The following is a 25,283-nucleotide window of genomic DNA, read 5'->3' as shown; positions in this document are numbered from 1 at the left end:
TGACCGTGACCATAATGCAGCAATAAATATAAAAAATAGAGCGGTAGGGCATTCCGTTCTTAAAGCTCAACGCCTCCTAAGCGATAGCCGGATTGGTTGAGAAGCCTACACCTCTCTTCGAGTAGGTGTAGGAGTATGTCACTGCTTTCAAAACATCAATCGGATGGATGCGTCCTTTACGCAGATGTTCCAAATTGTTAAGAACTGCTGCAACTCGCTGCAAATTGGCGCCTTTATCAGCTCGCAACACCTCCAACTGAGTCAAAGAACCCAAGTTACGCAACATTGCACCAATCGGCATTTTTTTAAACGGTCTCCTCATGGCATTTTATTTTTTGGATCTCACTAACGAATAGATTTTGGATCAGGAACCGCCAATGAAAGGATAACTTTAATGAAACCCCTAAGAATGGTTTATGCACACAAAAGTATTTGGTATATTCAAAAACTTAATTTTGCCTGGCTTTGCCCGGTTGCGTTTCTGGGAAATACCCTTTGGTATCTAGGAAAAAGCTCTTGCCCATTTATCTGAACAATGGCACATAATTTACATACTTTCTATGGGACAATACTTACTCAGCTTAGGTTTGGCTAGCCATTTTGCCATAACTTTGCCAAAAGATACAAAAAAATGTCCAAATTTTTGCCAAGATAATATATTATTTCGCAAAAATTCACTTGGCAAAAATGGGCATGAGTGAAAAACCAATGGAAGATAACGGGAAGGCTTTTCTCGTTCTTCTTTTGCCAATCTCGTTTTTGATTATTTTCCTGATTTCTACATGGAAAATTCTGCTGGGGCTAATTCTGTTGCTGGCTTGTTTCAAACTTTGGCAGTTGTATCAATGGGAACAATGGTGTCAGCAAGTTAACCCGATTTTCAATCGATTGATTGAAGAAAATCAGGGCAGAATTACGCCTATGGACTTGGCAATCAAAGGTAATTTTTCTGGGACTCAGGCAAAACGTTACCTCGATAGTAAAGCTACGGAATTTGGTGCTAGTATCCTGAACTCTGAAGATGAGGGTCAGTCTTATTACTTTATAAATGCCAGTATTCTGGGCGCCATACTTGATAGTAGTGAGCCAGTGAAGGCGCGAACTGGTAAAGGATCGCGTAGGTTGGGCGTTTCGCCATCACTTTTGGCACCACCAGAACCATTACCACAGGAGGAGGAAGCAGAAACTGAGTCTTTACCGGAAGCTAATCATGAAGTTAAGCGATCGCTTGAAAATCAGTTAGTTTTTGGCTCTCTGATTCAATCAGAACTCGCCAAGCGGCTAAGTGTTTATTCCAGCACGGTTTATAAGCGGCGGAATGATCCAGATTTTCCCGCTTGGTCTCGCAGTCGAGATCCTGATGGTATTTCCTGGACATATTCTCAAAAAACTAAGGAGTTTTTCCCCCTGGAGGAAGAAGGGTAAATTGGTAATTGGTAATTGCTAATTGGTAATTGCTAATTGCTAATTGATTTTTATTACCCATTACCCTTACCCTGTAATCCTACAGCTTGGCTGATGGAGGTTAAGCCGTTTTCTTCTAGTTTGGCCAGCAAACCTGTAAGAATCCGGCGTACCATCATTGGGCCTTCGTAAATCCAGCCTGTATAAACTTGGATGAGGCTGGCACCGGCAGTAATTTTTTCCCAGGCATCTTCAGGGGTAAAAATGCCACCTACGCCAATAATCGGCATTTGTCCTTGAGTTTGCTGCCAAATAAAGCGGATGATTTCGGTAGAGCGATCGCGGCAGGGCGCACCGCTAATGCCCCCAGCTTCTTCTTGAGGAGATTTCCCCGTTTGCTCAATAATTTGGGTTTTTAGTCCATCACGGCGGATGGTGGTGTTAGTGGCGATAATCCCCGCTAGTTTGTAGGTTTTAGCGAGGGTAATAATGTCAGCGATCGCAACCCATTCCAAATCTGGCGCTATCTTGACAAACATCGGTTTTTGTAAATTGTTTGCCTGTTGCAATAAATCTAAGATATCACCGAGCATGGCAGCATCTTGGAGCGATCGCAATCCCGGCGTATTAGGAGAAGAGACATTGACCACAAAATAGTCTCCCAAATCCTGGAGCAGGAGAAAACTATTGAGATAATCCTGGGCGGCTGCATCTAGTGGTGTTATCTTAGATTTACCCAAATTTATACCTATAGGTATTGACTGGGTGAACTCTTGCTGTTGCTGTGCTAACCGTGCTGCCATTGCTGCTGCACCGCTATTATTAAACCCCATCCGGTTGAGGGCGGCTTTGTCCAAAGGCAAGCGAAACAAACGGGGAGGAGGGTTTCCTGGTTGTGGAAGGTAGGTGACAGTACCCAGTTCTGCAAAGCCAAATCCCAGGCTTGACCAGATGCCTGCCGCCACTCCATCCTTGTCAAAACCAGCTGCCAAGCCTACAGGATTAGGGAAAGTTAGCCCAAACAAAGTTTGCTCTAAACTTGTATTATGTAAACACAAAGACTGCCCTAGGCGGTTTTTTACCCAGCTACTAAGGGGGCGATTTCTCGTTGGCGATAGCCAGCTAAAACTGCGAATCGTCTGCTGGTGTAACCACTCTGGATCTGTTTTTGCCAGATTGAACAAAAGTGGACGAATTGCGACTTGATAAATATCCAAATCAGGTTAACATCTACCAATTATTGACAAGCACCAGAGCCAAGATTAGTTAGGGTGCTTTTTTGGGCATCTTATATATTACTACAAGCTATGTTAACCAATAATCAGATGGGGCAGCCACAAAAACCTATAGCCGCCGAACAACCACTCCTATCCTTGGGGCGTGTTCTCCAGAGCCTTAAAGAAGAGGATAATGTTGAAGTTCTGATTGAAATTACTATTGCTTATCTAATAGAGCAGTGTAACTACCAACTGATTTGGATTGCTCTTTACGATCGCCTAAATCACAAATTGTGTGGCAAAGGGGGCAGCACCCCCGATGGTGACACGAGTTTTTTACAACAATGTTTGGCGCTCAATCCTGGGGATTTATTAGAGCAAGTAGTGATTGAGCAGTGTCCCTTGGGTGTAGCTGATTTACGACGAGAAAGCCGGGCCGCATCATGGCTTGATATCGCCGTCAAATTCCAGATTCAGGGAACGGTTATTTTGCCAATTCGCTACAGAGATTACTGTCTAGGTGTGGTGTTACTGGGTTCCCACCGTTGGGGCTACCTACTACCGACGGAAGTAAAAGCACGGTTGCAGATGGTTTTAGGTGAATTGGGGACAGTGCTTTATCACAATGAAATGGATTTGCAGCAAAAGCAAACCAAGCGCCCTAATGAACCGTTGTTGCGATTGCTAAACAATTTAAGCCCCCTCAGTAATCTCGATCAAAGACTAAAAGCAGTTATAGAGGTAACCCATCAATTTGTCAGCCCTAGCCGGACAAGTATTTACTGGTTTGAGCCACAAGGGCACTACTTTTGGTGTCGAATGAGCAGTCAGATGGTTAATATGAGTCGCAATTCTAGCTCCCAGCAAGCAGCAGCTGGGATGACAGTACAGGATTTGAACGACTTTTATTATGCTTTGGCAGTTAATCAAATTGTCTGTATTGGTGAAGCTCGGAGTTCCCTGAAAAGCCATTTTACGGGAAAGCTGTTAAAACGGTTGCAGGTGCGATCGCTCCTAGCAGCTCCGATTCTCTGGCAAAAAGACCTCTTAGGCTTTCTAGCGGTGGAAGAACATGAACCTCGGATTTGGACGGAGACAGACAAAAGTTTCGTCCAAGGTGCGGCTGGGTTAATCTCCTTAATTGCTCCCACCGACAACATGGAAAGCACCATCAAAAAAATTCAGCAAGATACTCAACTAACTAACCAAGTTGCCCAAGCTATTTATAACGAGCATGACCTGCATGAAACGTTACATATATGTGCTAAGAGAGTTTTAGAGCGACTAACCGCCACCCGCTTTGTACTGTTGCAGCTTGACCCTGACCACAATAATTATCAAGTTCTTTACCAGAGTTCACCCCATAATCGCCGATCTTGGACATTTGCCCTAAATGCACTCTCAGAAATAGATCGGCGGCTTTTGCAGAGAGCAACTCAAGCGATAGAGATTGAAAACTTCGACGAAGATTTACGGTTTTCTCACTGGCATCCCCTTTTATTAGAAAATGGTGTGCGATCGCTTTTGGTTTGCAACTGCGTTCAAGGCCATACACCAGAAGCAATTTTAATCATCACTCACGAAAACCATCGCGCTTGGACAACCCTGGAAAAAGAATTCCTGTGGGTTGTTAGTCAACAGATAGGTGTGATTGTCCGTCAGTGGCAGCTACGCACTACAAGCTCCCAGCAGCAAAAAATTTCCCAGACATTTGCACAATGCCTAGGCATCCTCGCACAAGCCCAAAACAGCATCACCAAGGCAGAGGAACAACATCTAGAACGGGCAGCACTTGAGAAAATAGCCACTATTCTCGACTGTCCCTTGGCGGTGCTATTGTCCTGGTCTCCTGGTGAGAATTGGGCAGAAATTGTCCTTGGTGTCAGGGCCAATAGTTGGTTTGGGATTGTTGCAGATGTACCTGTATCAATCCAGAGTGAAGCACTAATCGGATGGGCATTGGGCCATGAAGGTTATCTGAGTCTCAAGGCAGATGATTTACCCCCAGAAACCAGGAAATGGTTGAATGTCCCTGATAACAGTCAAGTTTTGGTCATGGCGTTACGTACCCCTGGTGATTATCAACCCACAGGTGTAGTGTTACTGGCAGACTATCGCGCACGCCGCTGGTCAGAACCAAGCCTCAGCGCTACAGTTACCCTGGTTTCTCAATTAGCTTGGTGGCGCCGTTCGCTGCAAATTACCCAACATCTAGAGTCCACAACCGAGGAATTACGACAACTCAATTGGTACAAAAATCGTCGTCTAGAAGAAATCCAAAGAATGGTGAGCCTGTTACTCGGTCAAATCAATGATTTGGGTATTCCCGCTAATGAACTGACTCAGACGCGCTACCAGCTACTGCTGCGGCAGTTAAACCAGACAACCACCTCGATGAATGGCATGATCAAGCTAGAGCAGTGGCAGTTGCATCTTAGCTGGGAAACTATGCCAATTGCTAGTTTGTTGAAGCGATCGCTCGAACGAGTGGAAAATTTACTCAAAAAACAAAAGCTCTGGGTAGGTGTACATGGTTTAGGACAACCGATTGAGGAGCGGGAGTCGCACAAAAACATTTCCTTCCTCAGAGGTGCTGTCAGTCCAAGCAATCAATCCGCAATAGCGATCGCAGGCGACATTGTCAAAATTGAATTAGTTATCCATGAATTATTAGTTGCAGCCTGTCACCGTTCTCAAGATGGCAGCAGAATCGATATCTGGTGTCGCCGTATAGATGAGCGTTTGCTAGAAATGTCAATCACAGACAATGGCGCCATCGATTCACAGCTACTGACAAATCTATATAACAATACACCCCAGGATCTGCTTGCTCCCTCCAACCTCGACCAACCACCAGGTTTACATCTGTTGATCTGCCAACAACTCATGCAGCAGTTGGGAGGAGAATTGCATTTATATCAACTACCAGATGAGCGGGTAGTCAGTCGCTTACTGTTGCCCTTAGCACCACAAAATGCTTAAGGGGGAATAGGCAAGGGGCAAGGGGCAAATATTAGACCTATGGCAAAGTGATTATCATGATCTATACTGGAATGTTTTATTTTTTGGAAGTCCCTATAATCCTTGTAGAGACTTTGCATATAACGTCTCTACGTTCTTTGTCGGAGATGTCTAATAACTTATTTCTCAGCATGAATATAATCGACAAAGTAAAATTTAGGAATGAGCCAGAATTTCAGCCAAGAATAAGCTCCCAGTCCTAAAAGTGCTGTAATGACTAGTGGTAAACCTAGCCGCATACGTAAAGCATCAGGAAGAATAGCCACACCAGAAACAGTAATCACAAAATAAGCTAAAAGTGCTATTTGCAAACGCTGTAGATTTTTTAGCGTATTTCGACAACTACTACAATGCTGGGTATGTTGTTTGTAACGATCCAAGATCACAGCGCGGTTATCATTGATTTGCCAGCTTTCGCGAGCAATAATTCCTCCTTGATCAGAAAAAGGTAATTTTCCCTGACAATATTTATCGAACCAATTCCGAAACTCAATTACTAAAAAATCTGCACTTGTAGGTAATTTATAAGCAGTTTTCCAACTTTCACTTAATTGTTTTTGTTGAAGTAAATACTCTTGGTGATGTAGCAAAACCATATCTCCATCGAGAACCTGATTCCGAACTTTGATATGATTCCACCAACGGGGTGTGAAACGATTCAGCGTTGTAGCAAAGTTGCGGGGAAACTGGGCGACAATTCTGCATTTACCTGGAGACACAGGAATACAGTAGGTAACTAGTCCCAGTTGCTTGTCTGAGTTGGGAATACTAATTGCATATTCCAAGCGACAAGGTGGTTCAAAAGTGATTGTGGTTTGGAAGCGTCCACCAGTACTTACCTCAATCAAATTTTCTGTTGATTTAATAATGTTTATGGCTATGGGTGTCGCTGTTTCTCGATTACCCTGCACCCCATGATGTGCAAAAGGAACATGACTAGGATCTGCTACATTTTCTACTAGGGTTTGCCAGTCATATTCCAAATCGCGGACATAAGAAGACCAAACAAAACCTTTCTTAACATCTATTTGCGGTGACAAAGGTAAGGGTGTATTTGCAGCTAGTTCTGTTGAATCAGCATCAGGCCAGACCCAAAGTAAATCATTTTCCTGCCGCACTGGCAGGGAAACTACACAGAAATTTCGTTGATTTTTAGCTACAAGTTCAGGATTTTCAGCTTGGGGAACGCGAGTACAGATGCCTTGCTCATCAAATTGCCAACCGTGATAACTACACGTCAAATTTCCTGTCTTATCGTCAACACGTCCCTCACTCAAGGGTGCAAGACGGTGAGGACACTGATCTAAAAATACCCTGTAATTCTCAGATGACTTAGGCTTCCATATCACTAAACGGATTCCCAGAAGAGTTACGGGAACTGGACGCTGTGGATCAATGTCTTCAATTGGTGAGAGGGGATACCAATGCTGAAAAAAGTTAAATCCAGCTTGCATTTCACTTCTTTTAATAATTAATTAAATGAATTATGGTGTAGAAAATTTTATCTTGAAAACAGCAATTACCGCAACCGTTAAATTCTTCGCTGCCTATCAAGTGGCTGATGGTGTAAATGAACTAGTGCTGAAATTTCCTCATGGTACACCAGTAAAAGCAGTTTGCGATCGCTTCTCCTCCCAATTACCTTGTTCCCAATCCCCAGTAGCCCAGGTTACGAGATGACTGGGATACTGGCTCAAAAATAATCCTCTGGGAGGTTTGAAGTACATTTATTCACCAAAAGTATCCTCCCTAGGTAGCAAAGTCGTTATAATTATCTACCATTGCTCTGGGAAATCTTGGCTCTAATCAGCATAGTGTTGGTATGGGACGTAATCGTGCTAAATCTGATCTGCCTGAAAAAATCTGTCCGGTATGTCAACGTCCCTTCACTTGGCGAAAAAAATGGCAAGATTGCTGGGACGAGGTGAAATATTGCTCAGAACGTTGTCGTCGTCGTCGTTCTGAAGCTAAACATGAACCGAATCAAAGTTAAAACAACACAAAAGCAAATAAATGAAGTTACAGGTGCAACCTAAACTAATTATTCATGGTGGGGCTGGTAGTTCTCTCCACGGTAAAGGAGGAGTAGAGGCCGTGCGCCGTGCGCTCTATGCAGTCATCGAGGAAGTGTATTCTCTCCTAGTGACAGGAGCAACCGCTACAGAAGCAGTTGTGCGCGGTTGTCAAATGTTGGAAGATGACGCCCGTTTTAATGCTGGTACTGGTTCGGTACTGCAATCTGATGGTCAAATCCGCATGAGTTCTTCTCTGATGGATGGTACATTAGGGCGTTTTAGTGGCGTAATTAATATTTCGCGGGTAAAAAATCCGATTGAGTTGGCGCTATTTTTACAAAACTCTCCAGACCGGGTATTGTCTGATTATGGTTCCGCTGAGTTGGCGCGGGAGCTGCAAGTTCCTAGTTACAATGGTTTAACTGATTTACGGTTGCATGAGTGGATACAAGAACGCCAGGATAATTTTAAACGCACGATGGCCGGGGTAGTCGCAGAACCTGAATTAGTGGAAAGTAGCAATGCTGGACGCGGCACCATCGGCGTAGTTGCTTTAGATACCTTCGGCAGGCTGGCTGCTGGCACGTCCACAGGTGGTAAGGGCTTTGAGCGCATTGGGCGCGTCAGTGATTCTGCTATGCCTGCGGGTAATTATGCTACTGGTTATGCTGCTGTTAGCTGTACGGGAATTGGGGAAGATATCATCGATGAGTGTTTAGCAGCAAAGATTGTGGTGCGTGTCACTGATGGGATGTCTCTCAAGGATGCTATGGAGCGTTCTTTTACTGAAGCGCAGAAGAATCAACGGGATTTGGGTGCGATCGCACTTGATGCCACTGGGGCGATATCATGGGGTAAAACCAGCGAAATCATCCTCGCGGCCTACCACGATGGCGAAACCATTGGCGATACTTTGGAATGGAATAATAGCGAGTTGATTGGTTATTGTTAAAACCTAACTATCTCGGTTAATAATCTGATTAGGGGTCTATTGGTCTGCCCCCTAATCGCTCTATCTCGTTTTGTAATTGCATGAGGTCGGGATGCAATTTAAGGAGATATTGATGAATATCAGGTTGATCAAGTACCCAATCAAAAAAGTCTTTCTTCAAAGAAATGTACTGAGGTCTTTGCCTGTGCATAGCTTTTTGAATATCTTTGCCATGAAACCAAATTAAATAGTGCTTCTGTGTCCAAAATTCCTCTTGCTCAAACTGTTGCTGATATGTAGCAAGACTGGTTTCAAAACGCTCTTGTGTGACTTGTTCAACAGGATTTCTAAACTCATGAATTAATCTCACAGATTCATTCTGGCAATATTCTAGAGCTAGTGAAGAAGGAAGGTTACCACTCCCCCCTGTCCATGTTGTTTTTAGCTGTGATTTCACACCAGGTATATCTAATAAATCAGCCAATGCCCACCTTACAGATTGATAAGCTTGCAAGCTTTTTGCAGCCTCTTCTATCCATGCTGAAATTTCCTCAATTCCTGGTGAATCTTTATGATCCCATCTTGACACTGGATTCGCTAGTTTTTCAGCATATCTTGCTTTCCAATAATCATTAATTAACTTTGCATCTAGCAAATAGTTCTCAACGCAAGCACGATGGGTGAGAAGCATGGAGTATAGTGGAAGCAATCTGATATTAGCCGTAGGTTTAACATCAAAATCGCGGTCACGAAAAACGATGTACGGCTGAGTTCTAACTGGATTTGAAAAATAACCTTGAGCAAAAATTGAAAAGGTAAATTTACCACCAGAGGGAACAATCGTCGTCTTAGATGAAAGGTTTTCAACGACTCTGTTAAGAAGTCTGAAATCTAAACTGGTTGTCTTGCCTTCGCAGAAAATAACTTTGCCACTAACGACACTCACTATTACACCTCTAGTCTGATAACAGACGCTTCAGGCACTAATTGCTCCACATAATCAGAATGGGTTGTAATAATAAACTGATTATTTTTGCCTAACTTGGGTAATGCTCTAAGTAATGCCTGTTGCATTGGGGGGTGTAAATGCAGTTCAATTTCATCAATTAAAATAACTGAATTGTGAATATTCCAACTAGCAAAGTCAATGAGCATGGGGAAGATAGCACGTTCACCCCCAGACATTTCAGAAATTTCATACTGGTTTTTTCCGTCGTAAAGATAAAACCAGGGTTCACTTAAGATATCATCCACATTCTCTCGCAGAACTGGCCCTTCAAAACTACGCTCTGTAAAAACAGCTTTGTAAGCTCGCTCAACTTCAGCATATACATCCTTTTGTCCTGGACGTAGCTCCCTAATTTTACCTGCTGCAACATCTTGATGAAATTGTCTCCATTTAGAAAAGCGATCGCGCAAAGTATCTTCAGTAATTTCCAGTTTGCGATCAGGATCTTCAGTAGTTAAGCTAGTTGAATTTCTCTGTTCTGTGTACCAAAGGACTGTACCAACTTGCTCAAAAACTTGGAAACTTTCAGATCGCAGCAGTTGTTTTGCATATTCTCGCCCTTTAAATTGAAATAATTCAGCAGCAGTATCTGCCTTGACACGTTCATTTTCCCATCTAAGAGTCACAATATGCTTGTCCGCAGGAGGAAGCAAATCACGACCCTTATCTCGTAATTTATCCTGAAACTCTCGCACAGCTTGGAGTTCTTGAGATGAAAACTGTATCTTTACAGTCACATCCGACTCAAATCGTCCCCAGTTACTTCCTAGCAGTTCGTAGTTAAATCCTGGCCATTCTAAATCAGCGAGCCTCTTTAACCTTCCAGTAGCGGTGCCTAATGTTGCGGCAATAGCCTGTAAAAGACTTGTTTTTCCAGCCCCGTTCATGCCGACCAAAATAATTAAATCTCGTGCCAATCCTGTTTCTTTATTAGTGAAATCAAATATGGGAGGATTGCGAAATTTCTTGAAATACTTTAGCTGAACAGTTTGAACTTTCATTGTTAAGTCTTATTGGCTGGAGAAATAGTTAACTGATAGTAGTTTTTAGATGATTACCAGAGCTTCATATTACCAAAATAACCTACACCCATAATCTGCCGCAGGTTCCGGTTCCATTCAAGCGAAAAATGGTCAATTTAACTTCATTATCACCATAAGCCTGACGGATTTGTTGCATTAACCCTTGCGATTCAGAATTAATCAAATACTCTTCGCTATCAGGGTCAATGGCAATAAACCAGTTGTAAGGCTTTGCCATTAGCTGTTCCCGCAAATGCTCAAAAACAGCACGGCATCGGCTAGCAAGCGCCTGACGTTGTTCTTGGCGATGATGAGCGTCTGATGGTGCTATGGCTGATGATGACAAGATGCGACTACGGCGGGGCTGAGAAAGCTGTGCCATAACAATAAAAAGTAGGCGCTTGTATAATCTTATTATTGCTTTATTTGCTCTTGTTTAAATATGATTTCGGGAAGTTTATATTTAACCTTCAGCGGAACCTAGCCCATCGCAGAATTACTAGAGCGTTAAAATAAAAAATATCTGATATCATGCAGCTATGACTCTTACCAAAGAATTAGACTCTCCCAAAGACATCTCACAAGGTGTTATCTTTCCCCCAGGTGATTTATATAGTGATGAGCCTCCCTTGGAAACTGAACTGCATCTGCGACAAATAATCCTACTTTTCAAATGCCTGGAATGGTTGTGGAGAGACAGAAATGATTTCTACGCTGCTGGGAATCTGACTATCTACTACAGTCCTCACCAACGCAAATCAGAAGACTTTCGGGGGCCGGACTTTTTTGTGGTGCTGGACACTGAACGCAAAACCCGCAAAAGTTGGGTTGTTTGGGAAGAAGATGGCAAATATCCTCATGTAATTGTGGAAATTCTGTCGCCAAAAACCGCTGCGACTGACAAAGATTTAAAGAAAAAAATTTATCAAGATACTTTTCGCACTCATGATTATTTTTGGTTTGACCCCTATACACTAGAATTTGCTGGATTTCATTTAGTTGATGGTGCATATCAACCTCTGGCAGCTAATGAACAAGGATATTTGTGGAGTCAGCAACTAGGTTTATATTTGGGAATTCATCAGGGACTATTACGATTTTTTACACCAGAAGGTCAGCTAGTTCCTACACCAGAAGAAACGGCAGAACGATTGGCGGCTAAACTTCGAGAATTAAATATTGATCCAGATACAATTTAAGATTGATTGTGTCTCTACTGCATATTGCTTGGGTGCGTTGGGAACGCACCCTACAAAGTTAATCTTTTGTACTCTTGTTACGCCAACCTGGTTTGACTACTTGACGACTACGGGCAATTACTAAAGAATCATTAGGGACATCTTCTGTAACTGTTGAACCGGCTGCTATATAGACATCATCGCCTAAGGTAATGGGTGCAACTAAAACGCTATTGGAACCTGTTTTAGTACGATCGCCTATTTTCGTCCTGTGTTTCTTGACGCCGTCATAGTTGGCTGTAATTGTCCCTGCACCAATATTTACCTGAGATCCGGCTGTGGTATCGCCTAAGTAGGATAAATGAGCGACATTTGTGCGATCGCCTAATTGCGTATTTTTCAACTCCACAAAGTTACCCACACGGCAATTAGCACCCACCTCTACATGACCGCGCAAATGGGCATAAGGGCCAATTTTGCTTCCCGTCTGCACAACGCTATCTGTCACCACAGAATATTGCACAGTGACATTTTGACCCAAATTGCTATTTTCAATTAAACTACCAGGGCCAATGCGGCTACCGGACTGAATCACGGTATTTCCGCGCAGGTGGGTTTGAGGTTCAATAATGATATCTGGCTGTAATTCCACCGTTTCATCAATGGTGATGCTTGCGGGGTCAATCAGGGTCACACCTGCCAGCAGCCATTTTTCCTTAACTCGCTTTTGCAAAATATCGTCAGCTGTAGCTAGTTGCAGGCGATCGTTAATTCCCAAAATTTCTTGGTAATCTTCCACATCCACCGCCATCACTTGTCCCACTTGGGTTACAGCATCCGTTAGGTAATATTCTTTTTGGGAATTATTTGCTTCTAAGTGGGGCAACACCTTGGCTAAATCCTGCCAACGGAAGCAGTAAATCCCAGCGTTAATGCGGTTATTTTCTCTTTCGGCGGCAGTGCAATCCTTGTGTTCAACCATTTGTTGGACAAAATTTTCATCGTTACAAAAAACCCGTCCATACCCTGTAGGATCACTCAGGTTTGCTGTGAGGATAGTGGCGGCATTTTGATTTTCTTGGTGAGTTTGCCACAAATGTTTTAGGGTGGTGGTGCGTAACAATGGCACATCTCCATTCAACACCAACAAATCACCCGTGTAGCCCTGAAGATGGGGAAGTAATTGCTGAATGGCATGGCCTGTGCCCAATTGCTCAGTTTGTTCGACAAATTCCAAGTTAGGAATTGAATGCATGGCGGCTTTCACGAACTCGGACTGATAGCCGACAACTACTAGCCGTCGTGATGGCGAAAGCGGTTCGACACTGTCGAGAACTCTCTCAACTAGCTTACGCCCACCCAAACAATGTAAAACCTTGGGTAGGTTTGATTTCATCCTTGTGCCTTTTCCAGCCGCTAAAATTGCTACTACAACCATAATTAGGTATCAATAAATTTCAATGATGAATGCTTTTACTACTTTGAGATTCAGGCTCAAATCATATCAGCTAATCATCACAGACCAAAATATTAAATAACTCAGCTGATGAGGATGCCTTAAGTTTTTTTTGCCCACCTTTTTTGCCAACGGGAGCTAGGTTCCAGAACAGAGGCTTCTTGCTCTTGCTGTCGTCGTATTATTATAACTTCGGCTGAATCCCTCAATTCGGGATCACGGTAAGGAATGGCCGCACGAGTTTGTAAATGTTCGGCTTCTTTTTGCGAAAGAGGGGGAATTGGGGTAATCTCTTGCTCTTCATCTCCCCAACCCCCCACCTCCCCATCTCTAGAATGGGCAGCTATAGTCCCCGATGTCCGTCTACCTATTGGTGTAGTAGAACCTATTACCAACCCAGCCGCTAACAGCGCAGCGCGTACAGCAGCCGCACAAGAATAAGTTGCTAGTAAGCCATCTTGATGTAAACACTCTTCTACTTGTTGTATAAATTCCACAGTCCATAACTGCGGACATTGGGGCGGTGAAAAGGGGTCGAGAAAAATGGCATCAGCTAGAAAACCTGACTGACGTACTAGCTGAATTGATTCTCTAGCATCACTTATTAGTAACTTTGCTTTCAAGCGATTTGTTTGGACTTGATGGTTAAAAGCTAGTTGAGTCAAAATTTCTTGATACTCGTAATCCCAATCATGGAATATGTGCTCTTTTATGGCTGCTTTGGGAACTGCTGGATTTAGTTCTAACCCTATGACTTCAACATAACAACTGGGATTTGCTTCCCAAATTACCTGTAAAGCAGCTGCTGTGTTGTATCCTAGACCATAACAAATATCCAAAAGCCGCACTATTCCATTCTCCGCTGCTGCCGTCACTTGAGCAGGAAGTGCAAATTTAAGATAACTCTCTTGTCTAGCTCCATAATGACTGTGATAGGCTTCACCAAACTCCTGAGAAAAGAAGGTAAAAGAACCATCTTGCGTTAGTTGTGGTAAAAAAATATCAGAATCTGACATTTTGCTATAGCAATCCTATATCATTCATAAAAAGTTGAATTTCTCTCTTTCTTCTCTTTTCTTCTCTTTTCTTTGCGACTCCCGTCCCTACAACTCTTGGAACCCCGGCAACGCACAGGCTCGGCAACGCCCTGCCTTTCTTTTGCACTTTGTTATCAACATATTTTCACAAATCAGATAGGATTGCTATAACAACACTCAACTAATGACCTGTTTGACCTGTTTGACCTGTTTGACCAATGACTAATGACCAATGACTAATAACCAAGTTTTTGTTTCTCCAAAATGGCTGTTTGAAAACCTTGATGATCCACAAGTTGTGATTGTAGATTGTCGCTTTTCTCTGGCTGATGCACAACTAGGACAACAGCAGTACCAAGCAAGTCATATACAGGGGTCTTACTATCTAGACTTGAACCAGGATTTATCTAGTCCCGTAGGAGAACATGGGGGGAGACATCCTTTACCTAATCCTAATGATTTAGCTAATAAATTAGCAGCGATTGGAGTGAATTTCCAAAAAACCCTGGTTGTCGCTTACGATGATTCTCGCTTTGCCTTTGCCTCTCGGCTGTGGTGGCTGTTGCGCTATTTAAGACATGAACAAGTAGCCGTACTGGATGGAGGCTTTGCAGGATGGCAAAAAGCTGGGTATCCTGTCACAGATTTGATTTCTCCTCCTCGGATAGCTACATTTACCCCCCAAGTCCAAACAGAACTGGTGGTAGATATTACAGCGGTTAAAAGTCGCAAAGATAACCCAGAGGTTGTTTTGGTAGACTCTAGAGAGAGCGATCGCTATCGCGGTGAACGTGAGCCAATTGATAAAATTGCCGGTCATATTCCTGGTGCAGTTAACTATCCTTGGCAAGAAGTCACAGACTCTTCAGGCTACTTACTTTCCCAGCCAGAACAACGCCGTCGGTGGAATAATTTAGATACAGCCGAGGAAATTTTAGTTTATTGTGGTTCCGGGGTTACAGCTTGTGTGAATTTACTTTCTTTAGAACTAGCTGGCATTGCCACCGGTAAACTTTATGCTGGTAGCTGGAGTGATTGGATTAGTTATTAGTCATTAGTCATTGGTCAAACAGGTCATTGGTCAAACAGGTCATTGGTCAAACAGGTCATTGATCAAACAGGTCATTGGTACTCTGAGAATTAGGGCTATTTCCTTCTTTCAAAGCCTACAATGATTCTTAGGTACTTAGCCCGCGTCCTTGTAGATGCGACTTCAGTCTTCCGGCATTATTGCTTTTAAAATCTGCCTAATTCTAAATTGTAATTAGCACTGAAGAACCAGCCAGAAAAATCAATGTTTGGCACGGTGGAACCACCTAATGTGACACCAGTCTGCAAATTCAGATTGCTGGAGTTGGATATTCGATAATTTAAATGTCCAAATAACCGATGAAATTGGTCTTCTCGTTGGCGCTGTGTAAAGTCTGACAAGTTAAGCTGGTAGTTAATACCAATATTTAGGGGCTTTTGTAAGTAGTAGCTCAAAGAAACCCCACCAGAATTAACTACCCGACTACGGCTTTGGGGGTCAGAAAAATTTACACTCAATTCATAGAAGCTATCGAGAAACAATCTTTGTGTTAGCGGGTCGCGCCTTCCTAAAGATAACCGCAGAGCAGTTTCGTTCAAAAAGCGATCGCCTGCTTGAATGCTATCAGAGCGATCGCCATTTTTAGCAAAAAACAACTGTTGATTACTCCAACCAATTTCACCATACATTCGTGGCGATAGTTGCTGGTAAATACCAAGGTTGAATCTCAACTGGTTATAATCGTATTTTGATTGATCGATATAACGAATCAGATTACCATCAATCGACCCGTTTAAATAGGTCTTAGCCCCCAAGGGGAAATATCCAGAGGCTAGTGTCAGTCCCGAAAAAATCAAACCATCCTCTATTGGACGATCATTTGCAGAAAAAATATTACTTGTCTGGAAGTAGCCGACATTAGCCTTTAGGTAGCCTATAGGTTTAAACTCAGCCACGGGTTTTTCTGTTGATGGGGGTGGTAGTTGTTCTAGGGTTCGTGGACGTATCCGCAACCCCAGTTCCTGATTACTATTTGATTCAGTCGGTGACTCTTGTGCTAGTGTTCCCGTCCGTCGTATCCGCAACCCTAGTTCTTGACTACTATTTGATTCAGAAGATAGCTGTTTTTGCTTTTGTAGCCGTCTCCTTAGCCTCTCTATCTTTTCAAATTCCCCTATTTGAGGTGGATTCAACCTTTGCTCTATTGGTTCTAGAGACGATTTAGGCAAATCCCTTGGCGGCATTTCTATTTGTGGTAGATGATTGTGCTGTTGAGTATCGCCGAGTGCATCTGTTAGTGAAGATGCATTTGGTTTCGCAGTTAGTGGCGTTGCTGGTGCTATATTTGGCTCAATTGCTGAGTATACGGGCAGAAACTCACTGGACTGCTGAGTTACCTCTAAGAATCTCGAAGAAGTTTTTTGTGACACTACCGGATTTTGGCGATCATCGTCTACGGTGGGGCGTAGCCCTTGACCCGCGCTTTTCTCTGAATTTGCCGCCCATACCCCATGTATCCCCACCCAACACCAGTAGTTTCCAGCAGTAAAAACTAACAAAATCGAAAATAATAAATTTTTCCAACCCTGGGGTGGCGTCTTTAATGGTGTTAATCGTATTTGGCAAACAGATATTCTCACAGGCTTTTGGTAGTAAAAAACTGAAAGACCCCATCTCTACTCATTTATTTAAAATCAGCGAGAACGTCACCTATTTTGGCTATTCAACAATTTCTTGTCACCTAATAGTCTGACTTTAATTTCAGGCAATTTTTGTTTCAAATTATAAACTTAAATATTCTTATAGATACATTTTTCTGTCTGTCTAAAATTAAGATTACAATAAAATTTAGATAAATTAATATAATGAAACTTTCCTGCAACTATTAGCAGAGACTCAAACCTTTAATTTCAGTATCATCTGTGTTTACCGAGGTTGGAAATTATGTTTCCTAAATTTTTAACGCTGTTTGCCATTGGTTTATCGGGGGTGATGGTTCTACCTTGGCCAAATCGGGCAAGTGCAATAACTCCACTGATGCAAGCGGAGATTCAGAACCTCCGCAACTTGGTGCAACTGATCCCCAAAAATCAACCGCAGAAACGTCCTGCACGTAAATTAGATACCCTGATTCCTGGAGATGGTTTATCCACCGGTCGAGCTTCCCTAGCAGACTTGCGCTTCAATGATGGCTCTTTGGCAAGGGTTGGGGAACAGGCACTATTTCAATTTTTGCCCAAGAATCGAGACTTTAGACTAACCAATGGGACTGTGCTACTGCTGATCCCACCCGGAAGGGGGCAAACACGTATACAGACACCGAATGCAGCAGCAGCAATTCGCGGTTCAGCCTTATTTGTCCGCTACAACAAAGAAACAGATACTACGATTGTCGGTGCGTTGACAAATAGCGGCATTGAAGTTGCAAACAAAGAAGCTTCTCAAAATCAGGTGCTACAAGCAGGGCAGCTGATGGTTGTTGTTAAAGGTCAATTTCAGGGCTTATACGATTTTGATCTGAGAACTTTTTATGAAACGAGCAATCTGGTGCAGGGACTTGATTTAACGAAGAAAAGTCTTGAGTCTACGCCAGATCCGGCCCTCGCTAGTATTCAAGCTGAAACCATTGCTGCTTTAACAGCACAGTCGCCAATCACCGGTCAGGGAGTAGTTGACAATCCATCTTTTTTACAAAACCGGGCTAGTTCTGCAAATTTCCCTAGCCAGGGAGTTATGACAGAGAATTCCCCAGTAAACTCTATCAACAATAATTCCCCAATCAACTCTTTTGTAGAAGCAGGAGAACTTGTTTCAGATACTGTTAAGCAATCTGTGAATCGTATTAATTCCAGCAACCAAAATTCCGATCTGGGAAATACCAACAATCAAAATTCTGGTTCTGGCAATTCAGACGGGGAACCAGGCGGGGGAAATACCAACAATCAAAATTCTGGTTCTGGTAATTCAGACGGGGAACCAGGCGGGGGAAATACCAACAATCAAAATTCTGGTTCTGGCAATTCAGACGGGGAACCAGGCGGGGGAAATACCAACAATCAAAATTCTGGGCCTGGCAATTCAGACGGGGAACCAGGCGGGGGAAATACCAACAATCAAAATTCTGGGCCTGGCAATTCAGACGGGGAACCAGGCGGGGGAAATACCAACAATCAAAATTCTGGTTCTGGCAATTCAGACGGGGAACCAGGCGGGGGAAATACCAACAACTAAAATTATGGGCGTTGCTGAATCAAAGTATGAAATGCCAAAAATACCCTTCTTTTTCTTCGTACCTTTGAGCCTTTGCGCCTCTGCGCGAAACAAATTCATATTCTCAATCAGCAACGCCAAATTATGGCAAGTTAAATCTTGGCGGTGGTTAACTCCCATAACACCAGAGCAGCTGCTAACGCTAGATTAAATCTATGCAAAGACTAAAGCAGATTTTCTGTGTCACCTAAGAGCAGCCAACTTGTAGCGAAAAAACATATAAACTTATGACTTTTGATTACGACCTATTTGTTATTGGTGCAGGCTCTGGGGGTTTGGCGGCTTCCAAACGGGCGGCTAGCTACGGGGCGAAAGTGGCGATCGCTGAATATGATTTAGTCGGCGGTACCTGTGTAATTCGCGGTTGTGTTCCCAAAAAACTCATGGTCTATGGCTCTCACTTTCCCGCACTATTCCAAGATGCCGCAGGCTATGGTTGGAAAGTCGGTAATGCAGAATTGGACTGGGAACATTTCATCACATCCATAGATCAGGAAGTCAGGCGACTCTCAGCAATACACATCAGCTTATTAGAAAAAGCAGGAGTGGAATTAATTTCTGGTCGCGCTGCCTTTGTAGACCCCCATACTGTAGAAGTTAATGGCAACAAATTTACAGCGGAGAAAATTTTAATCGCTGTGGGTGGACGTCCGATTAAACCGGATTTACCAGGGATGGAATATGCCATTAGCTCTAATGAAATCTTTCATCTGAAAACACAACCAAAACATATCGCCATTATTGGTGCTGGTTATATCGGCACAGAATTTGCCTGTATTATGCGCGGGTTGGGTTGTGAGGTGACACAGATTATCCGGGGAGACCTGATTTTAAAGGGCTTTGATGAAGATATCCGCACAGGTATTCAGGAGGGAATGACAAATCACGGAATTCGCATTCTCCAAAACACCGAGGTAACAGCAGTCGAAAAGGTGGAAGCTGGACTGAAGTTGAGTTTATCCGGGGAAGAGCAGGAACCGATCATCGCTGATGTATTTTTAGTGGCTACCGGTCGGACTCCCAATGTTGATGGGTTGGGTTTAGAAAATGCTGCGATTGATTGCGTTCCTAGTTCTGTAGAAGGCCCAGGATACAGTACTACAGACGCCATTGCTGTGAATGAATACAGTCAAACTTGTCAACCGCATATCTTTGCCGTGGGTGATGTCACAGATCGCTTAAATTTAACTCCCGTGGCCATTGGTGAAGGTCGCGCCTTTGCTGATAGTGAATTTGGCAACAACCGCCGCGAATTCAGTCACGAAACAGTCCCCACAGCCATATTTTCTACCCCCGAAGCGGCTACAGTCGGCTTAACGGAAACCGCCGCAGAAGCTAAATTCGGCGATGCAGTGACTATTTATCGCACTCGCTTCCGCCCAATGTACTACACTTTGGCAGGTAAGCAAGAAAAAACCATGATGAAGTTAGTAGTGGATGGGAACACCGACAAAGTTTTGGGCGCTCACATGGTGGGAGACAGCGCAGCTGAAATTATTCAAGGTGTGGCGATCGCTCTCAAGATGGGCGCAACCAAAAAAGATTTCGACTCAACTGTTGGTATCCATCCCTCGTCCGCTGAAGAATTTGTCACGATGCGCTAAATTTTCTATGGAAGCGATGAATCGCGTCTATTGTTTAAATTTAAAATTTTGAATTCCTTCATCTATCTTCACGGCTTTGCTTCGAGTCCTAAATCTACCAAAGCGCAGGATATAGGCGATCGCTTTGCCCAAATTCAGATCAAGCTGAAAATTCCCGATCTGAATGCTGGCGATTTTTCTGGGCTGACAATCACTCGTCAGTTAACTCAAGTCGCTGCCGAATTCAGTCATGATGCTGCACCTGTAACACTGATTGGCTCTAGTTTGGGCGGTTTGACAGCCGCCCACTTAGGCCAGCAATATCCACAAGTGCAACGCCTTGTTTTGCTAGCACCAGCCTTTGGGTTTTTATCCCATTGGTTAGCCCAGTTAGGGGAGGTAGGGGTGCAACATTGGCAACAGTCAAAATATCTCCAGGTGTACCACTACGGCGAAGAGCGATCGCTGCCTCTAAGTTACGATTTCCTCACAGATGCCGCCCAATACACAGAGCAAGAGTTGCAACGTCCCATTCCCACCCTAATTTTCCATGGACAGCAAGATGAAGTCATCCCCATAACCGCTAGTCGTGATTTTGCGCAATCGCGTCCTTGGGTAGATTTAATAGAACTAGACAGCGATCACGCCTTAGGCAATGTCACAGCCGAAATTTGGCAGGCAATTCGTCTCTTCTGCCAATTACCTTGAAGTTGTAAAATATAAAACTCGCCCTAATGACCTGTTTGACCCTTCGGGTTCGCCAGTTGCTCATGGGGAGCCACTGCGTTGGACGGGTTCCCCGGCTTAAAGCACGTGGCGTGGAAACAAGACGGTTCTGCGCACTGGCTCACCAATGACTAATGACTAATGACCTGTTTGACTAATGACTAATGACTAATGACCTGTTTGACTAATGACTAAAATTATGCTTCCCTTCATCCGGTCAGATTTAGCCCAATTCACCGCTTACAAACCTCACCCCAGCAGCGATACAGCCGAAGCAGTCCCCGCGCAATTTGACCGGCTGGATACAAATGAAAGCCCCTATGATTTGCCAACGGAGTTAAAAGCAAAGCTAGCCTGGACATATCAGCAAGTAATCGAAACAAATCGTTATCCTGACGGTGGACATGAAACACTCAAGGATGCGATCGCCGAATATGTTAATGAGTCAGCCGCCCTCTCGCCATCAACTTTCACTGCTGCTAATATTTCCGTAGGCAATGGTTCAGATGAACTAATCCGCTCTTTATTAATTGCCACCTGTCTGGGGGGAGAAGGCAGTATCCTCGTTGCCAATCCCACCTTTTCCATGTACGGGATTTTAGCAAAAACTTTAGGCATACCCGTGGTGAGTGTGGGTAGAGATGCAACCAACTTTGAAATTGACTTAAAAGCCGCCCAGTCTGCCATAGAATCCACTCAAAATCCCCCGATTCGGGTGGTTTTCGTCGTCCATCCCAATTCCCCCACCGCCAATCGCTTAACTGCGGCAGAGTTGGCATGGTTAAGAAGTCTGAGTGAGCAGATTTTGGTAGTCATTGATGAAGCTTACTTTGAATTTAGCCAAATGTCCCTCGTCGGGGAATTAGCACAGCATCCTAACTGGGTAGTGCTACGTACCTTTTCTAAAGCTTTTCGGTTAGCAGCGCTACGTGTTGGTTATTGTATCGCTCATCCAGATGCGATCGCGATCTTAGAAAAAGTCCGCTTACCCTACAATCTTCCCAGCTTCTCCATCGCCGCAGCATTAGTTGCTTTGCAAAACCGCACACTTTTGCTAAATTCAATTCCTCAAACCTTAAGCGAACGAGCCAAACTCATCACCGCTTTATCCTCACACCCAGCATTCCAAATTACAGAAAGTGCTACTAACTTTATTTACTTACGTCTGCAACCAAATGGCTCTGACCCAGAAGACGCGGCTTCTCTGGTCAACCAAAAACTCAGAAATCTCGGCACTCTTGTGCGACTACTAAGCGACGGATTGCGAATTACTATAGGAACCCCCGAAGAAAATACCCGCACCCTAAATCGAATACAAACTGCTTTAACTAATTCGCCAATTAATTAACACTAGTACAGGTCGGCGGAAATAAACCACCCATCCCAAATCTCTGAAAATCTCACACTATATTCATTTTGAATTTTGTGCCTCTTTCAGCGGAGCCTGCCGTAGGCTCTATGAGAGAATTTTGAATTTTGAATTCATGGCGGTACTAGTGTGATCAATTCTCTTGTGTCAAATCCGTAGCTAGCTATCAGCCTCGCTGCCCGAACGGCGTACTATTGAAACCGTTTGTGGCAGCACACCCACTAACAGCGCAAAAGCTGCATCCGGTAAATGAGTCACCATTTCTGATGGAAAGTATTGTTCAAATTGATCGATAATTTTATGAACTCGCTGCCCAGACACTGGGTTTTCTGTAATTTGCTTGATCAACCTGATCCATTGTCGCCTAATCAAGTAAGCCTTCTGGCGCTCTTCATTAGATTCGGGATTTAATAAAGACAAATTACCTATAGACAATACCCATAGACAATCACAATCATAATTCCCACCGACCGCGGCTCCAGGCCCAGCAAACTCTGCATGGTATTGTTTAAATAGTATTAACCCATTCCGCCTCCGACTATTGACAATGAAAACTTTTCCACTGTGCAGAAGCGTGAGTATATCCGAGTCTTGGGATTGCTCAGTTCCATCTAGCATGACAATAGGGTCAAGAACACTGGTGTCAGAGCAATAAGTTGATATCATAGCAGTTTGATAGCGGCAACGCTTTTCGCTATCCATTTTTTCTCAAACTTCCGACGAATTTGGTAGTACTATGCACTTGGATATGGAGATGGCTATTTAATAAATTAAATCAAGTTTTTGATTTATCTGAAAATTTCAAGACATTACTGGCAAATTTAACTAACTTATAAATAAATAGGTCTTGTTCAGCAATTTAATCATATTTTATGGGATTTGGCTGGATTTGTCTTCAATGGAGAGAGGTTTTTTTTAAAGCTTTTATAAAGATGAAATTATAAATACAAAGTTAGGATGAGGGATGAAAAATTTCTTAACTATTGCTTTACTGATATTTATTATTGTTCATAATAGTTAAATATAAATAATTTAATATGTAACTTATTATTAATCAATATCAACTTCGACGTAATATTATTTTTAGCTGAATAATTTTATCTTTAAAAAAGAAAGTTTAGACAAAATTTATGCTGGAGAATAAGTCAGAGTGATTCTCTACCCTTTTCTGATCTTATAGCAATCCTAAATGAGTTCCGAACAAAAAGATCCCCGACTTCTTCAAGAAATCGGGGATCAGAGCCTCTCGGTGGGGAGCAAACCAAATAGGATTGCTATAGAGAAGTTGCCTGTTAGCAAAGCTTAAGCCTCCGGCATCTGTTGGCCTTTGAAGCAAGCGATAAGTGCTAGGGTTTCATTAAAGTTATCCTTTCATTGGCGGTTCCTGAGCCAAAATCTACTCGTTAGATGGGTAAACTCGGTGCGCAGCGCGGCTTCACCCAAGATATTGTGTGAAAACGAGATCGTAAAAGCCGCCTTCCTTGCGTTGGAACCGCCAATTTTGGGCAGGTTTTTCCCAAGGGATACGGGCAGTGCTGGAGATTGAGAAGACCTCAGAGATAAATTCCCTTCCTCGAACAATGTTTGTACCGAAGCCGACTGGGAGTAGGTCACATATTTGAGTTAGTATTCAGATGCTTGTGCAAAAATATTTGCCGTGAGCGGCTAAGGAGAAATGGATTCCAATGAGATTCGACTTTATGCACCCGATATCCCAGCTTGAAATAAAGTTGTCGTGCCTGATGATTATTTTCCAAAACGTGGAGATATAAATCTTGAAATCCCCAATCCAGTGAGACTTGTTCACAGCTAATCAGTAAACCAGAAGCCACACCATGCCTACGGTATTTTGGGTGAACAGCTAAATTAGATAGGTAAGAAAAACTCCTACTAATATGTGTCCACGAATCACTAAAACGTACACCCAGTTCTACAGTCCCCACAACATTATTAGCCCCAGCAGCCGTAGCATCAACGGCAACCAAACAAACGTGATGGGGTGAAGGTGAGGCTAAACGATGCCTTAAGTCTTCGTAAATACCCAAACGTAGCAACGGGAAAGCCCATCCCCATAAACCCTTTTGAGAGTGAAAGCTTTCGGCAATGATTTGGGCAATACCAGTAAAATCAGCAGGTGTAGCCGCACGGACTTGGAATTGCCAAGAAGTTTGATCGGCAGCATTCGCGACTGGCTGTTGGTAATATGGGTGAAAGAACCAGGATGTCAAGGCTAGTTTATGATTAATTTTATTTAATGAAAATCTTCTCAAGTATCCTCAAACACCATCTAACCTGGATGAAAAATCTCAGCCCTCTAGAAGATGCAGCTCTTGGTGATCCTAAATTGCCGCCAAAAATAGCCTCTGGGTTATGGGGTGTCAAGTGTGGGTGACTATGCACTTTCCTATACTTCAGTTATTATCTTTGAACAGCAACTCAGTACAAAATTTTCAATTCGCTGTTGATCGTGAATCATACAAAGTGTAAAACTTTGTTTGGGGTTTTGGAGGCTGCACTCCTCAAAGTGGCTAGGAGTAGCTCTTTCATAAATCCACCCTGCTGAGTTGATCAAGTTGAAAGTTATCCCTGGTTTGAGGGTAGAGAGGTGAGCGGTATCTTAAATAAAAAAAAGTTGGCAGTAATCTGGCGAGTGTGAGTACCAACAAGCGTAGCAGAACCTATCTGATTATTGGGTCAGCAGAGCAAAAGCTGACTCTGGTTTCCAACCACCCCTGGCTGCTAATTGATCAAGGGGACTGGTTGTATAGGCACTAGGTGCTGGATACTGGTGGAAGAATCTGCAAAGCTATCCAACCCTCAATCGCCAATTTTAAGATCCCATACCCTTTATCTGAATATTATTTCTGATTTCTAAATGGTTAAGAGGTATTTGTCTAATAGTATAGTTGTAAAAAATATAGACAAATATCTTTTACTTTGAAAGTGTTACCTTTACTGGGGAAACTACAATCCCCTGTATCCCATCTGCAAAAGCATTAGGGATTGCTTTTCTGA

The 25,283-nt window shown here is 43.2% G+C and carries 21 protein-coding genes and 1 pseudogene; 11 read left to right on the top strand and 11 right to left on the bottom strand.

Annotated features, from left to right (window positions below; translation table 11 throughout):
• Positions 1–109: 109 nt before the first annotated feature.
• Positions 110–310, bottom strand: a pseudogene (locus H6G32_RS24650) (TROVE domain-containing protein); the annotation flags it as partial.
• Positions 311–693: 383 nt separating this feature from the next.
• Between H6G32_RS24650 and H6G32_RS24645 the strand changes: the two are divergent.
• Positions 694–1,425, top strand: coding sequence for a hypothetical protein (locus H6G32_RS24645; RefSeq protein ID WP_190463130.1), 732 nt, complete (start codon positions 694–696; stop codon positions 1,423–1,425).
• Between the two features lie 53 nt (positions 1,426–1,478).
• Here H6G32_RS24645 and H6G32_RS24640 read toward each other — a convergent pair whose 3' ends face one another.
• Positions 1,479–2,621, bottom strand: coding sequence for a quinone-dependent dihydroorotate dehydrogenase (locus tag H6G32_RS24640; protein ID WP_190463128.1), 1,143 nt, complete (start codon positions 2,619–2,621; stop codon positions 1,479–1,481).
• A gap of 90 nt (positions 2,622–2,711) precedes the next feature.
• Here H6G32_RS24640 and H6G32_RS24635 point away from each other — a divergent pair, with 90 nt between their 5' ends.
• The gene (locus tag H6G32_RS24635; protein ID WP_242046723.1) at positions 2,712–5,603 is read left to right on the top strand and encodes a GAF domain-containing sensor histidine kinase; all 2,892 of its coding nucleotides are present in this window, start codon (positions 2,712–2,714) and stop codon (positions 5,601–5,603) included.
• Positions 5,604–5,761: 158 nt separating this feature from the next.
• Here the strand turns inward: H6G32_RS24635 and H6G32_RS24630 are convergent, their stop codons facing one another.
• The gene (locus H6G32_RS24630; protein WP_190463125.1) at positions 5,762–7,096 is read right to left on the bottom strand and encodes an aromatic ring-hydroxylating dioxygenase subunit alpha; all 1,335 of its coding nucleotides are present in this window, start codon (positions 7,094–7,096) and stop codon (positions 5,762–5,764) included.
• Positions 7,097–7,121: 25 nt separating this feature from the next.
• Between H6G32_RS24630 and H6G32_RS24625 the strand changes: the two genes are divergently transcribed.
• The 3 genes from H6G32_RS24625 (at position 7,122) to H6G32_RS24615 (ending at position 8,609) form a co-directional block, all read left to right on the top strand.
• On the top strand, positions 7,122–7,322 hold the full coding sequence (locus tag H6G32_RS24625) for a hypothetical protein (RefSeq protein ID WP_199328238.1): 201 nt from the start codon (positions 7,122–7,124) through the stop codon (positions 7,320–7,322).
• A gap of 142 nt (positions 7,323–7,464) precedes the next feature.
• Positions 7,465–7,635, top strand: a complete 171-nt coding sequence (locus H6G32_RS24620) for a DUF2256 domain-containing protein (protein ID WP_190463123.1) — start codon at positions 7,465–7,467, stop codon at positions 7,633–7,635.
• Between the two features lie 20 nt (positions 7,636–7,655).
• A complete protein-coding gene (locus H6G32_RS24615) occupies positions 7,656–8,609 on the top strand; it encodes an isoaspartyl peptidase/L-asparaginase (protein ID WP_190463121.1) in 954 nt (317 codons plus the stop codon).
• Positions 8,610–8,637: 28 nt separating this feature from the next.
• Here the strand turns inward: H6G32_RS24615 and H6G32_RS24610 are convergent, their stop codons facing one another.
• The 3 genes from H6G32_RS24610 to H6G32_RS24600 form a co-directional block, all read right to left on the bottom strand.
• Positions 8,638–9,534, bottom strand: a complete 897-nt coding sequence (locus H6G32_RS24610; protein ID WP_190463119.1) for a hypothetical protein — start codon at positions 9,532–9,534, stop codon at positions 8,638–8,640.
• A gap of 2 nt (positions 9,535–9,536) precedes the next feature.
• Positions 9,537–10,598 (bottom strand): AAA family ATPase, encoded by a 1,062-nt coding sequence (locus H6G32_RS24605; protein WP_190463117.1) that lies wholly within the window; start codon positions 10,596–10,598, stop codon positions 9,537–9,539.
• Positions 10,599–10,680: 82 nt separating this feature from the next.
• Positions 10,681–11,001 carry a hypothetical protein gene (locus H6G32_RS24600; RefSeq protein WP_190463115.1) on the bottom strand — a complete coding sequence of 107 codons (321 nt, stop codon included), beginning with the start codon at positions 10,999–11,001 and terminating at the stop codon, positions 10,681–10,683.
• Between the two features lie 157 nt (positions 11,002–11,158).
• Here H6G32_RS24600 and H6G32_RS24595 point away from each other — a divergent pair, with 157 nt between their 5' ends.
• Positions 11,159–11,818: a Uma2 family endonuclease gene (locus tag H6G32_RS24595; RefSeq protein ID WP_190463113.1), complete on the top strand. Its 660-nt coding sequence runs from the start codon at positions 11,159–11,161 to the stop codon at positions 11,816–11,818.
• A gap of 58 nt (positions 11,819–11,876) precedes the next feature.
• Here the strand turns inward: H6G32_RS24595 and glmU are convergent, their stop codons facing one another.
• Entirely contained in the window at positions 11,877–13,235 is a 1,359-nt protein-coding gene (glmU, locus tag H6G32_RS24590; protein ID WP_190463110.1) for a bifunctional UDP-N-acetylglucosamine diphosphorylase/glucosamine-1-phosphate N-acetyltransferase GlmU, read from the bottom strand.
• 119 nt (positions 13,236–13,354) lie between these two features.
• Complete coding sequence (locus H6G32_RS24585) at positions 13,355–14,269, bottom strand: tRNA (5-methylaminomethyl-2-thiouridine)(34)-methyltransferase MnmD (protein WP_190463108.1); 915 nt, start codon at positions 14,267–14,269, stop codon at positions 13,355–13,357.
• Between the two features lie 253 nt (positions 14,270–14,522).
• Here H6G32_RS24585 and H6G32_RS24580 point away from each other — a divergent pair, with 253 nt between their 5' ends.
• Entirely contained in the window at positions 14,523–15,341 is an 819-nt protein-coding gene (locus H6G32_RS24580; RefSeq protein WP_190463106.1) for a sulfurtransferase, read from the top strand.
• Positions 15,342–15,526: 185 nt separating this feature from the next.
• Here the strand turns inward: H6G32_RS24580 and H6G32_RS24575 are convergent, their stop codons facing one another.
• Positions 15,527–16,960, bottom strand: coding sequence for a hypothetical protein (locus tag H6G32_RS24575; RefSeq protein WP_309232629.1), 1,434 nt, complete (start codon positions 16,958–16,960; stop codon positions 15,527–15,529).
• Positions 16,961–17,264: 304 nt separating this feature from the next.
• Between H6G32_RS24575 and H6G32_RS24570 the strand changes: the two genes are divergently transcribed.
• From H6G32_RS24570 to H6G32_RS24555, 4 genes are all read left to right on the top strand, one after another.
• Positions 17,265–18,551, top strand: coding sequence for a FecR domain-containing protein (locus tag H6G32_RS24570; protein WP_190463104.1), 1,287 nt, complete (start codon positions 17,265–17,267; stop codon positions 18,549–18,551).
• Between the two features lie 266 nt (positions 18,552–18,817).
• Complete coding sequence (gor, locus tag H6G32_RS24565) at positions 18,818–20,194, top strand: glutathione-disulfide reductase (protein WP_190463101.1); 1,377 nt, start codon at positions 18,818–18,820, stop codon at positions 20,192–20,194.
• Between the two features lie 48 nt (positions 20,195–20,242).
• A complete protein-coding gene (locus tag H6G32_RS24560; protein ID WP_190463099.1) occupies positions 20,243–20,881 on the top strand; it encodes a YqiA/YcfP family alpha/beta fold hydrolase in 639 nt (212 codons plus the stop codon).
• Positions 20,882–21,098: 217 nt separating this feature from the next.
• The gene (locus H6G32_RS24555; RefSeq protein WP_190463132.1) at positions 21,099–22,247 is read left to right on the top strand and encodes a histidinol-phosphate transaminase; all 1,149 of its coding nucleotides are present in this window, start codon (positions 21,099–21,101) and stop codon (positions 22,245–22,247) included.
• 180 nt (positions 22,248–22,427) lie between these two features.
• Here the strand turns inward: H6G32_RS24555 and H6G32_RS24550 are convergent, their stop codons facing one another.
• Entirely contained in the window at positions 22,428–22,970 is a 543-nt protein-coding gene (locus H6G32_RS24550; RefSeq protein ID WP_190463096.1) for a hypothetical protein, read from the bottom strand.
• A 908-nt stretch (positions 22,971–23,878) separates the two neighbouring features.
• On the bottom strand, positions 23,879–24,496 hold the full coding sequence (locus H6G32_RS24545) for a GNAT family N-acetyltransferase (RefSeq protein ID WP_190463095.1): 618 nt from the start codon (positions 24,494–24,496) through the stop codon (positions 23,879–23,881).
• Positions 24,497–25,283 lie beyond the last annotated feature (787 nt).

It is taken from the genome of Cylindrospermum sp. FACHB-282, from assembly GCF_014697195.1.
Classification (GTDB): Bacteria; Cyanobacteriota; Cyanobacteriia; order Cyanobacteriales; family Nostocaceae; genus Cylindrospermum.
This window is presented reverse-complemented; position numbering and strand designations above follow the sequence as displayed.